The sequence below is a fragment of the Parapedobacter lycopersici genome, from assembly GCF_024643285.1.
GTDB lineage: Bacteria > Bacteroidota > Bacteroidia > Sphingobacteriales > Sphingobacteriaceae > Parapedobacter > Parapedobacter lycopersici.
In genome coordinates this window covers 323,938-337,270 of record NZ_JAMSLW010000006.1, presented here as the reverse complement: position 1 = coordinate 337,270, position 13,333 = coordinate 323,938, and the positions used below count along the sequence as shown (strand labels likewise).

Genomic DNA, 13,333 nt, shown 5'->3' with positions numbered 1-13,333 from the left:
TTTTCTGAGTTTCATGACTAAATGTTATCTAAAATTTTACAGACGGACAGCCAGGTTAAATCCAAAATTCCGCGTGGGCGGCACGCCGAACATCTCCAGTCCGTACGTACCTCCGGTTGTACCATAGGTGGCTTCCGGGTCTACGTTAGCTACACTGCTATAGAGTAACCACAGGTTACGCGCAACAAAAGAAATGGCAACCGACTGAAACGGGGTTTTCGTGACCAGCGATTGCGGCAGGGAGTACCCAAATACCAGCTGTCGGACCTTCACAAAGCTCGCATCCGCGATAAACTGGTCGGTCAGGGAAAAGGCAATGCCCTGAAAATAATTCTGCGCGGGAATTACCGCACTGTAGGGCTGTCCATCCTGGTCGACCCCGGCAACCGATACACCGCTTTCCCGGACACCATTGGCTACCGTTCGTTTATCAAGTCCGTAATATGTTCCATATGCGTTGGTAGAAACATACATCATGGAGCCAAACTTGCCGTCGAGCAGCACATCGAGGGAAAAGTTTTTATACGTAAGGGTATTGGACAATCCCATTGTCCAGGGCGGGACACCCCGTCCCAACGCTTCAAATTCACCCTGTAGTGGGATCCCGTTGGCACTGTTATACATGATGTTACCCTGTTCATCCCGCCTGGCCCTGAAACCGGAAACCATCCCGTAAGGACTTCCTTCATAATGATTGATCCGGGCATTGTCAGTACGGGCCGCGCCCCCGGTCAGACTGGTCAGGCCATCCGCTATTTTAATCACCGTATTTTGGTTATAAGCCATGTTGTAGCTGACATCCCATCTGAACCCGGCAGTTGACTGTACCGGTGTACCTGTTAACAGCAATTCAATTCCCTGGTTACGCATTTCACCCACATTCAGGCTCACGTTACTATATCCCGACGTGCTTGGCACCGAGGCACGTACGATATCATCCGTAGTGACCTTTCGGTACAGCGTGATATCCGCGCCAAGCCGGTTGTTCAGGGCCCGTACTTCCAGCCCCGCCTCGGTTGTTGTCGACGTGTATGGCCGCAATGCGTTCGGAATGGTATTGCCGCTGATCCGCATCAGGGGCTGTCCCGCCAGGTTTTCCTGTCCGGTAGAATAGGTCAGATCCAGTCCATAGGGGCTTGGCGCGTCCCCGCCGACCTGTGCCCATGATGCCCTGATTTTTCCATAACTCAGCCACGACGGCTTTGCGTCCCAGATATCCGAGAAGATAAAACTCAGTCCCGCGGAGGGATAGAACAGGCTGTTGCTTTCCGGAGATAACGTCGAAAACCAGTCCTGGCGACCCGTCAATGACAGGTAGAGGTAGTCTTTGAACCCGACATCCACCGAGCCGAACAATGAATTGATCGCTGAAGCGCCAAAACCGTCCGAAAACGTCTGACTGCTGCCATTGCTGATAAAATACTGGAACGGCACATTCAGGTTACCGCTTGACAGTCCGCCGAAAGCATTTTGGTTATACATTTTATTACCTCCGGCAATCGCATTGAGGGAGAAATTACCAAACGATTTATCAAACCCGAGGATGCCCTCGATATTGGTTTCATAGGTGGTATTCCGGTCGGTACTGTAATCACCGAAAAGATTTGTTAGCCGCCCCGTGGGACCAATTTCCCAGCCGGCAATATTAAAATAGTCGATTCCTACCCGTGCCCGCGCATAAAGAAATTCAGCAATGTTATAACGGACGTTAAAAGTGCCTATAAACCGGCGGCGCTCGTCTTCATTCTTCACCTTATTTATTGCGAAATAGGGGTTGGTAACAAAAATATAATCATTCCAGGGCACCTCGTATCCCCGCTCATCATATCCCGGATCCAGCGTGCGCACATCAATGCTGGTCGCCATCAATCCCACCGAAGAATTCGGGTTATTGGTAAAATCAGCAATGGAAGTCCGGTTCTTTGCCGTTTCGATATTATACTGGGCGCGCCCTTCGAATAATATCTTGTCCGATAAATTGGCATTCACACTAAGGTTGAACGCATTTCGTTCCATAGCCGACTTTGGCACAATGCCCGCATCATGCATATTTGACACAGAAAAACGGAACTGCGCGATTTCGTTACCCCCGCTCAGTGCCAGGGTATTGGAAAGATTCAGGCCATTGTTGTAAAAATTTCTGGCATTATCCCGCTGGGCTGTATACGGCCGGTTTACCCCATCGAACTGGATCACTGGTGAGCCATCCAACCGGGCACCCCAGGATGTCCGGCCGTTAGCAACAGCATCACCCTGGGTAACCGGCTTTTCCCCGCGGGTTCCGGAGCCGTATTCATACTGCCAATCCGGGATCACCAGCGGACTGGACACCGTGGTTGTTGAATTCAACTCAACGCCAATACCCTTTTGGATATTTCCGGACTTAGTGGTAATCAAAATTACCCCATTTGCCGCACGGGAACCATACAGCGCCGCTGCCGTCCCCCCCTTCAGTACCGAGATCGACTCGATGTCATCGGGGTTGATACTGACCAGCCCATCACCGCCCGTCTCTGCACCCTGATGTGAATTGTTAATCGGCACGCCGTTAACCACATACAGGGGCTGGTTATCGCCGGCGAGCGAGCCGTTTCCGCGGATAATCACCCGGCTGGCCCCGCCCGGTCCGGTGGCGGTACTCGATGCGTTGACCCCGGCAATTTTGCCCGACAGTGCATTGCCCAGGTTGTTTTCCCGTGCTTTCGTAAATCCTTCTCCTCCCACCTCAGTGATGGAATAGGCCAGCACCTTTTTATCCCTGGTTATCCCCAGCGCAGTCACCACCACTTCGCTCAGCGCATTGGCATCCTCCACCAGTTGTACGTCAATGGTACTCCGGCCATTGATGGCAATTTCCTGGGAAACGTAGCCGACGTAGCTGAATATGAGTGTACCGCTGCCGTCAGCGGCTGCCAGCGCATAACGGCCCTCCGCGTCCGTAGTTGTCCCGGTGTTTGTTCCCTCCAGTCGTACGCTGACACCCGCAAGCGGCTCACCATCAGTTCCGGTTACCCGGCCGCCGATATCAACTGCGTTATGAGCGACCACACCAATGAGGCGTGGTCCACTGCGATGTGCATAATTCGGATCGGGACTTCCGGCACTGACCGGCGTAAACGACATAATCATCCAGGCCGTCATCCCGATGGCGGCCAAATTAGGGAGTTGCTGAGGCCAGGCACGTCGCCTCAGCAAGATACAAGCATGTAACTTCATTCTTTTAATTTTACTGGTTAATAAGTAAGTTAGTTCGCAGGCGAAAGCGGTTCGCCTGCATGATGGAAACACGAATGGCATTTGGTATGATTAGCTGCTTTCCGCAGCTGGCGACCATGAACGTTAAGACGGTTAATAATCAGTCTGGGGGTATGCGGGAGGATTGGCCGGGCTAGTCGCCCCTGCCCGGCGGTGGCACGGGTAAAACAAAAAAAAGCGTGCACGGAATGATTCCGTGCACGCTTTCGCAGAAAGAAAATGTCCGGTGTTTATGCCCGTAATGCTTCCGTCAGAATCTCCTTTACCCGTTGAGCGACAATAGCCACCTGATCGGGACGGAGCAGTACAACCCCCACATTCAATGTATCACCACGACCTCCGGCAAGAATGGCAGGCGTTCCGGTTTTCAGCTTTTCGCTAACCTCCTCCGGCGTGATACCTACCCGGTTCTGGTCCCACTGCAACTGCAACCTGGGGTAGGCATTGGCGGGGCCCGGAGCGACGCTGGTTGCTCCCTTTACCGTAGGAATGGTTTCCAGCTGTTCTCGAATGGTTTCAATCCGATCCAGCCAGCTTTGCCATTCTTTTTCATGGTCGCGAGCGAGGTAAGATTTCAATGCAGCATACATCCCGAAAATCTCCTCTTTATTAACCTTCATCGGCCGGCCGATGGGGCTTTCGTAAGGACTGTGATTCAGCTTAGCGGCTTCTATTAAATCCTTTCTGCCGAAGAGGAGACCTGCGCTCTGTGGGCCACGGATCATTTTTCCTCCGGAGAAGGTGATCAGGTCAAAACCGATCTTCTGGAATTTAAAGAGATTATCCACCGGCGGCACATCCGCAGCAGCATCAATAAATGTGGGAATACCGTGTTTCTTTGCTACGGCCACAAATTCCTCATGGGTTATCGTGGTATGGTATTCCGGTGAAGGTGCATTGTTCTTATAAAAAGCCATCACCGTATGTTCATTGATAGCGGCTTCCATCTCCGCTGCTCCCTCCACCTCAACCAGCCTGGCGCCGCAGGTCCGGACAATCTGATCGAACCGGTTGCGGTGCCCTTTTTGGATAATTACCTCCCGTTTCGGTCCGGGTACATCCGGTAGCGCACTAATCAATTCCGGATCACTCCCGGTGATGCATGCCGCGGTACCCAGCAGGATTCCACCTGCCGCTCCCGACGTTACCATCGCGCCCCCGCAGCCCAGCATTTCCGCGATTTTCGCGCCCGCTTTATCCTGCAGCTCGTGCATATTAGCAAAGTCGTGTGAGGTGGAATTAATGGCTTCCATTACCTCAGGCATCATGAGCGATCCTGAAATCACCGTTATGGTACCGCCGGCATTGATGTAGCGCGTAACCCCGAGCTCGTCAAACAGGTCGGCCGACTGGGATGCCGATACATCGGCCTTCGCCGTCTTTTCGTCCTGCAGGTTAACCGGACCGCCGTTATAACTACCGATCAGGGGTAATAGACTCAGTCCTTTGATCACATCTCTGCGTTTCATAATTTATCAGGTTTTATTTATCGGGTTTATATTTCGTATATCGAAAATAAGGCCTGGCGGATAATATCACAAATAAAAGAGCCACCCAAACTGAGAATTCGGATGGCTCTTGTTATTTATATCGAAATTAATACAATTGTTTCAACTTGTCGAGGCCCTCAGAAGTTCTTCCTGAATGCGATTCCCTACAATTTTGTCCTGTCCGTCTTTCAACATAAAAACCGTCAGCTTAATGGTATGGTCACCGTCTCCCATAACTTCAATAGAAGGGGTTCCCATGCGCAGCCGTTCCTGTAACTCCTGTCTTGAAATATTGACCCGGCCAATATCCCACGAGATACTGAGCGACGGTGTATGGTTGGCTATCGGAGGAACGGTAACCGCAGTAGTTACACCATCTACCTTCTTAGCCGCATTTTCGATGACCGTCACCCGATCTTCCCACATTTTCCATTCTTTATCATGGTCCTGCCGAACATACTTGTCCAATGCCGCATACATCCCCAAAATCTCCTCTTTATTAACTTTCATTCCCCGACCGATATTACCTCCACCCGGAGGAGCGCTCAAACGGGCTGCTGCGATCAGCTCCTTTTTTCCCAAAAGTAATCCGGCACTTTGTGGACCTCTTAAGGCCTTCCCCCCGGAAATACATACCAGATCAAATCCCATGTCGTTGTATTTCCAGAGGTTTTCAACCGGCGGGATATCCGCAGCAATATCAATAATCGTTGGTATATTGTGTTTTTTGGCGACTGATAGCCATTCTTCATGCAATATCATACCATGCGGGGCGCTTTCATTTAAAAAATACATCAATGCAGTCTTACTATTTATGGCATTTTCAAGGTCCGCTCTGCGCTCGATTTCCACCGGCTTAATGCCTGTATTCGTTAATGCATGTATATACCCATGGTTGTGGCCCTTCTGGACAATTACCTCGTTTTTATCAAAGTCCTCCACCCGGGGCAACTGGGCTACTTTCTTCCTGTCCATTCCGGTTAAGACACCCGCGGTGCCCAATACCAGGGCAGACCAACACCCAGCGGTCACCATGGCCGCCTCCGAATGGCATATCTCGGCTATTCGCTCTCCAACCCGGTCCTGCACGTCATCATACATCACAAACTCCTGCGAAGAACTGTTAATTGCCTCAATCACTTCATCGTGCATAAGCGAAGCGGTCATTGTCGTATACGTGCCTGCTGCGTTGATAAATGTCCGTAAACCAAGTTCCTTTATTAGATCCCGTTTGGCAATAGTGCCGGCTGCCCCGGCGCTGCCAAGCGCGGTTTTTGGCAAAATACTGCCAGCTGCTCCCCCGATTAAGGGTGCTGCAGAAAGCAATTTGATAATCTCTCTTCGTTTCATCATTTTTTGATTTAATCTGTATTCCTTTAATCCATTACTCCGCGACGTCCCACCATACCCGGGCAGTATAGGAGTTATTCCCTCCCTGCCTTGCCTTTGCATCCAGGAAATTTTCGCCATTTAGTCGTTCTTCATCGTATGGCACAATAAAACGCCTGGGTATTGTGCCTCCTGTTAAGTTTCCGGGGTAGTTCACCGGCACAAGTTCAGGATAACCTGTCCGCCGCCAGTTGGCAAATATTTCCCATTCATCCGTAAACATCGCAGACACCCATCGTTGGGTCTGTATCTGTTCCAGTTGCGCTTCAAACGATCCGTTTTCGTTATACGGATTATATGCAAGATACGCAGCAATTCTTTCATCGGATATTACGCCATAATTACCCCATAGCGCCCACTGTTTCATGCCGGCCCTAACCGCGTCTTCGTATGCCGTTTTAGCGTCGCCCGGATACCAACCTCGGAGGGCAGCCTCTGCAAGGTTAAGATTCATATCACAGTTGGTTAACACCAGCATCGGCGACTCGTACTTTAAGACCGTGTTCGGATTGGGTTCGCTATACGTTACAAAATCATCGGGTACCGTACTGTGTGCGCCATTTAAGAGGCCCTTTTGTAATGCCGCGGTTGTATCGGCAAAATAACCGCCGGTTGGCTGCTCCACCATAACCACGGCAAGAATATTCAATCGTGGGTCTTTTGTTACTTGTAAATGGTTGATGATTTTATGCGCAATTTTACCTCCTTCGCGATTATAAGGATCCTGCTGGTTCGAGTAATTACCGGCCAGTAACTGAAACGCGACCGGGTTTCGGCTGGTAATCTGGGAACCATCCAAGTATTGGACAAATGCAACATCTTCATCGTTTACGATTACGCCACCGGCTATCGCTTTCTGCACCCACAATTTAGCCGCTGCATTGTCCACCTTTGTTAACCGCATGCCCAAACGCAGCATCATGGAATAGGCAAATTTTTTCCATTTGCTTATTTCCCCACCGTATATCAAATCCGCTTGGTCAAAACTTGGTAACGAAAGATCGAAGGCATTGGCGGCCTCGTCCAATTCCTTTAGCATATCCATATAAATAAATGACTGTTCGTCGTATTTCGGCGTGTACAATTTATCCGTTGCCCCTTTGGTCGCCTCAGAATAAGGTATATCACCGAACAAGTCGGTAATCCGGTGATACACCCATACCCGCCATATACGCGCGATGGACAGTTTATTTATTTCTTCCGGATCAGAAAGCTCCCGGATCAATGTCTCAATATCATTCACTGGGCCCGGATAAGCTGCCGAAAAATTATTGAATCCGTTTTCCTCCGTATATTTATCACCTCCCCCGCTTACCACAATGCAATTGGCATACTGCTGCATCCATCCGGACATCACCTGATTGGCGTTACGATAGCCTTCGCCTTTATAATCCAACCCAATAGCTGACAATTGTGCCTGGGTAAAAAGGTATTCCGGGATTAGCTCGGTTGTTTTATTCGGATCTTTATTTAGATTCTCAAATCCTTTATCGCATGACAATAAAAGAAACACTGTCGTAATAAGAACACATTTATATACGACATTTATATTTTTGATCGTTAGTATACTTTTCATCGTATAAAGCATTAATAGTTAAAATTTCACCATCAAATTAACTCCTATCGTTCTGGTCCGGGGCACACCAAATGATTCATAACCCTGGTCATTCGTCACGAGGTTATTTGATTCAGGATCAAACCCATCAGTTTTCGAGTAGAGCGTGAGCAGGTTCCGGGCAACGAGTGAAACCGAAGCGGATGTCAATTTGGAGAGGCCGAGTTTATCAACCGGTAGGTGGTATCCTAAAATTACCTGGCGCAGTTTCACAAAACTGCCGTCATACACAAATAATCTATCGTAATTTTTATCATAGTCATAATAGCTGTCCAATTCCGCTACTGTCCACGTTTTAGTGAAGGGGTTCCCTTCCCTGTCCACACCACTTAATGTCAGGCCGTTTTCCCTTCCCGGCAATGTGCGTTTTTGCAGGCCAAACCGATGCGTATATTGGGAAAACCTGGACCATATTGTATTTCCGAATTTCCCATCGAAAAGAATATTCAGGGAGAAGTTTTTATATGCAAAATCCGTTGTGAACCCCATCGTCAGCGGGGGTACACCGACGCCCAGATCCAGCAGATCCGTCTTCGCTGCATACCCTGACTTCGCATCATAAACGGATTCGCCGTTTTCGTTGACAAGTTTATCGTAACCCCAGATGGTGTTATAAGGTTTTCCGATTTCCCTGTCGTTTAATCCCGGCGCCAATTTGACGATTTCGCTTTTGTTATAAGCCGCATTATAGCTTACGTTCCAATTAAAATTAGCTGTCGAAACAGGTGTAGCTGTTATGAGTAACTCAATGCCTTTGTTGCTTAATTCACCGATATTCAACAACGTGGAAGTCATCCCCGAAGTGCTGCTCACCTGAGTCTCCACAATGTCATCGGTGGTTTTACGGTCATAATAGGTAAAATCCACACCCAGTCTATTGTTTAGCAGCTGAGTTTCAAACCCAACCTCATACGTCGTTGAAACCAAAGGTCGTAAATCGGGGTTTGGGATCAGGCCCAATGTCTGGACCGGCCGGCCGTTATGCCCGCCCTGCAGCAAGCCATATGTTTGGTTAATCCGATAAGGATCGACCGTTGCGCCACCAACCTGTGCCCAGGAACCGCGGAGCTTCAGCAGATTAAAGACGGCGGGTAGTTCCATTGCCTGGGACAAAAGAAAACTTCCTCCGATTGACGGATAAAATATGCTGTTATTCGCTGCACTCAGCGTGGAAAACCAATCCTGTCTGCCGGTTAATGTTAAGTAAGCGATTCCCTTATAATCGAAATCCAGCGAACCGAATACCGAGCTTATGCTGCTTTGATTATCGGTTGGAATTGTATTTAAGATATTTAGATTCGTGTAGCTGTAAAAATATGGAATAATAAAATCCTGTCCCTTAATCCGGGTTTCCACGTAGCTGCTACGCTGTTTATTGGCGCCTAACATCCCGATGATTCCCAATGCGTCATTAAACACCCTTGAATTATAGTTTAATGTCAGCATACCATTTGTCTCGGAAACCGCCGATTCAATCGACTCATAATCGCCCAGCGGCCGGAAGGCAAGATTTGTCGGTGAAATGGCCACGTAATTAAAATTATAATAATCCTGGCCGACAGTCCCTTTAATGTAAAGGTTATCCGTTAGGTCGTATTGAATATTCGCCTGTCCAATGAATCGATTTTTATTATCGTGGTTTATGAATTTATTCAGGGTAAAGTAGACATTCGTTGATTCCGCCCAGGGACCCCACTGGATCTCCTTGCCCTCCTCGTCATAACCGGGTGCAAGATTCCGTATATCCACAGTATTGGCAATTACCTGCGTAACCCAACTTGCATTTACATCCTCATAACCGATTTTCGGTCTATTCTTGGCTTTTTCAATATTATATTGGGCTACTGCCTGAACGGTCAACCGCTTTCCCAGTGTGGAGTTTACATTGAGGTTTCCGGTTTTCCTGTTAAACGATGAATTAGGCTGTATATTAAAAGCATCGGTATTGGACAATGAAAACCGATAATTCAACGATTCATTACCTCCGGTAAAAGCAACCGTATTTGCATAATTTGATCCGGTTCTATAAACCGCCTTCAGGTTATCCTTTACATACACCGGAGCATACGGCCGTTCCACTCCATCAAACTGTACATACGGCTCACCGTCCATTTTAGCACCGAATGAGGTATGTCCTGAATTGAGCGCCTCAGCCTGGGTCATTGGCTTCTTGCCATCTACACCCTGGCCATATTCATATTGAAAATCCGGAAATACATTAATGCTTTCAAAGGTAGATGAAGAGTTAAATTCCACACCTATCCCTTTTCTGGCTACCCCTTTTTTCGTTGTGATAAGAATAACACCGTTCGACGCCCTGGAACCGTAAAGCGCGGATGCCGCTCCACCCTTCAGTACACTGATCGTTTCAATATCGTCCGGGTTAATGCCCGCTATGCCGTCGCCGCGATCCACATTAATTTTGGCGCCGCTCCTGGTTGCGGCTCCCCCGGGAATGGAATTATCTATTGGCATCCCATTAACAATATACAAAGGCATGTTATTGCCATTCAATGAGCCGTTCCCCCGGATGATGATCCTGCTTGACCCTCCTGCACCCGTAGCCATCCCGGTCGCATTTACACCGGCAATCTTTCCGGTCAACGCATTTGCGATATTCATTTCTCGCGCTTGTGTAAACTCTTCTCCCTTTACCTCCGTCACGGAATAAGCAAGGGCCTTCTTCTCCCTGGATATCCCCAGCGCGGTAACCACCACTTCGCTTAATGCATTCGCATCCTCAGCCAGTTGTATGCTGATGATATTCCGGCCGGCAATAGCTGTTTCCTGTGACACATAACCGATGTAACTAAATGCGAGGATACCATCGCCATTTGGAACGGTAAGCACGTATTTCCCGTCTTCTCCCGTGGTCGTCCCGGCTGACGTGCCTTTTAGCTTTACACTGACACCTACCAACGGTTCACCTTTGGAATTCGTTACCTGGCCACGGATGTCGATGGCTTCAGCAGCCGGGGTATACCGGTTTTCCAACCGCCGTTCCGCCCGACGGATCACCACCGTTTTATCGATTACCTTATACGTGAGCGGTAAATTTTTAAAGCATGCATCGAGCGTTGTTTCCAGTGAAGCATCGGTAATATCAATATCGATGCCTCTTCTGGAAAGGTCATAGTCTTTGGAAAGGAATACATAATTCGTCTGCGCTTCGATACTTTCAATGATATCGCCCAATGAGGCATCTTTTTTATGTATACTAATTTGACTGAACCCCTTTGCACTGACCTGTACAAGCGTACAGATCATTAATACCGTGGCCAAATTAACTATCATGATTATTTTTCGAATTTGAGGAGGCTGCACATGCAGCCTCAATAGGATAAAATCATTAAATTTCATACTTTTGATTCTTCTGGTTAATACTGTGTGAATTAGTTCGCCGATTAATTTGCATCCTCGTACCGAGGAGTTTAACTCAGATTATCCCGCAGGAGTGCGTCAACACTTCTGCGGTTTTTTTGAGTAGTACCAAGGGTCATGTTAATCTTTCATACGCCTCTTTTTTATTAGTTAGGGTAAAATGGTTATTGTTTTGCCTGCTATTTTAAACTTCACCTCGGCATAGGTCAAAATATCAAGTACTTTAGACAAGCTCATGTTCCGGTAGACTTTCCCCGTGTATGTTCCCTTCGGTATATTACCTTCGTATACGACGTCTACATCATACCACCGGGATAGCTGCCGCATCACGGCTTCCAGGCTTGCATCTTTAAAATTGAAGTAACCCTCTTTCCAGGCTATACTTTCAGCAGCATCCACGTCAACCACATTCAAATTCCCTTTTGTTAAAATAGATTGCTGATTAGGCCGTAGGATCATGCTGTGATGTGACGCTTCCTCATTAGCGGGATTTACAGAAATGCGGACTGACCCTTCCAGCAGCGTGGTCTTTGTAGATCGTTCGTCTGTGTAAGAACTAACATTAAAATGGGTTCCCAACACCTCAATAACCTGAGTGTCCGTTTCAACAAAAAAAGGAACCAATTTGCCGGCAGCGGTATTTTGTCTGCTGACCTCGAAATAAGCCTCTCCCGTAAGCACGACCCGCCGCTCACTGGCCGTAAACTGGATGGGATACTTGAGTGAAGAGGCCGAGTTCAGCCATACTTTTGTCTGATCGGGTAAAATGATCTGATATTGTCCTCCGCGTGGTGTGACAATACGGTTATACCGCGGCGAGCCATCGGAGGAAAAGGGTGACGCATCCGTGGCATCCATTTCATATACAAGCTGTCCTTCGGCTGTCTTTCTGATGACCATACCGGCAACTTCGGTTATTTCCCCTTTTGCCATCTCATCCAGCGTAACAGTTCTCCCATCTGCCAGCGTAAGCAATGCCTTATTTCCTCCGGGTTGTATATCTCGCACCCCGTGCCCGTCCGTTCCGGCATACAGCTGCCTTTCAGCTGTTGTCGTTTCCTTGCTGAAAAACAGTAACGCACCCAGTGTCAACAGTACGAAAGCTACCGAAGCGATGGCTGCCAAATACGGCAAGCGAAATAAATATGTCCGCTTCGTGTTGCGGGATTTAGTGATTTGCTGCCAGATTTCCGCTTTTGCCAATGCACGCTCCTCCTGACTCAAATTCAATCCGTCTCCCCGCCATTGCACGTACCAGCTCTCCACAAAAGCTTTTTCCTCTTCTGAACAGGTGCCCGCATTGTATTTTTTTAATAGCTTTTTTGCGTCCTTTTCCATAACTTGGTGTTGTTCTTTATAGACAGGTTAACCGATCCCAGGGATTAGAAAATGGCCACAGTAAGCATATATTGAATCGGGAGCACCAGGAACAGTAGTATTCCCAATTTAGCTCTCAGTATCCGCAAGGCATTATTTATCTGCTTTTTAACCGTATGTTCAGATAAATTTAGTTCCGAGGCAATCTCCTTATGACTCAAGTATTTGGTTCTGCTTAGTTCAAAAATCTCCTGCATTTTATCCGGGAGGGCTGCAATCTCTTCATCGATGATAGCCCGGAGTTCCTTCTCACGGACCAAATGGTCTGTCTGGCATTCACCCCGGTTGATAAATGCTTGCAATGATTGCAGGTGCGTACTTGCTACCTGTTTATGTGCAATAATGTTGAATATTCTATTTCGGACGGCAGTATATAAATAGCCAGACAGGTTTCCCCGCGGCACGATCTGCCCACGTTTATCCCAAAGCACGGTGAATATTTCCTGTATGACATCACGGGATTCCTCACTGTCCTTCAGTCTTTTATAAGCATGGACATACAGTGCATCAAAGTACCGATCATAAATTGCCTTAAAAGCAGTTTCATCCTCTAATCGCATCAGATCGAAAAGAAGCCGATCGGGCAAAGCAGCGTACGAAAGCATAAACTAGGTTATTTTAGCTACAGTTAGTACGGGGTATCAGTTCATGAAAAACGGACACCTCGTTTAAGGATATGACAGTTTATGTGGACTAAGGGAGTAGATAAAGGAATAGAAAAAAGAAAAATAATCAAAAGTGTACGCCAAGGTCTTCCAACGGTCATGCCGTTTGTTCCACCTTGGCGTAATGCGTTAGGGCCGTTAGGTTGTTTTCACAGCACTTC

7 protein-coding genes are annotated in these 13,333 nt (G+C 48.0%); all 7 read right to left on the bottom strand.

Annotated features, from left to right (window positions below):
• Window positions 1-36: 36 nt before the first annotated feature.
• The 7 genes from NEV57_RS14175 to NEV57_RS14145 all read right to left on the bottom strand — a co-directional run bounded on the left by NEV57_RS14175 (window position 37) and on the right by NEV57_RS14145 (window position 13,112).
• The gene (locus NEV57_RS14175) at window positions 37-3,216 is read right to left on the bottom strand and encodes a SusC/RagA family TonB-linked outer membrane protein (protein WP_257658990.1); all 3,180 of its coding nucleotides are present in this window, start codon (window positions 3,214-3,216) and stop codon (window positions 37-39) included.
• A 269-nt stretch (window positions 3,217-3,485) separates the two neighbouring features.
• A complete protein-coding gene (locus NEV57_RS14170; protein ID WP_257658989.1) occupies window positions 3,486-4,724 on the bottom strand; it encodes an aminotransferase class V-fold PLP-dependent enzyme in 1,239 nt (412 codons plus the stop codon).
• 141 nt (window positions 4,725-4,865) lie between these two features.
• Window positions 4,866-6,098, bottom strand: a complete 1,233-nt coding sequence (locus NEV57_RS14165) for a selenocysteine synthase (protein WP_257658988.1) — start codon at window positions 6,096-6,098, stop codon at window positions 4,866-4,868.
• 31 nt (window positions 6,099-6,129) lie between these two features.
• A complete protein-coding gene (locus NEV57_RS14160) occupies window positions 6,130-7,710 on the bottom strand; it encodes a SusD/RagB family nutrient-binding outer membrane lipoprotein (protein ID WP_257658987.1) in 1,581 nt (526 codons plus the stop codon).
• An 18-nt stretch (window positions 7,711-7,728) separates the two neighbouring features.
• Window positions 7,729-11,043 carry a SusC/RagA family TonB-linked outer membrane protein gene (locus NEV57_RS14155; RefSeq protein WP_257658986.1) on the bottom strand — a complete coding sequence of 1,105 codons (3,315 nt, stop codon included), beginning with the start codon at window positions 11,041-11,043 and terminating at the stop codon, window positions 7,729-7,731.
• A gap of 237 nt (window positions 11,044-11,280) precedes the next feature.
• Complete coding sequence (locus NEV57_RS14150; protein ID WP_257658985.1) at window positions 11,281-12,468, bottom strand: FecR family protein; 1,188 nt, start codon at window positions 12,466-12,468, stop codon at window positions 11,281-11,283.
• Between the two features lie 44 nt (window positions 12,469-12,512).
• On the bottom strand, window positions 12,513-13,112 hold the full coding sequence (locus tag NEV57_RS14145) for an RNA polymerase sigma-70 factor (RefSeq protein ID WP_257658984.1): 600 nt from the start codon (window positions 13,110-13,112) through the stop codon (window positions 12,513-12,515).
• Between the last annotated feature and the right edge of the window lie 221 nt (window positions 13,113-13,333).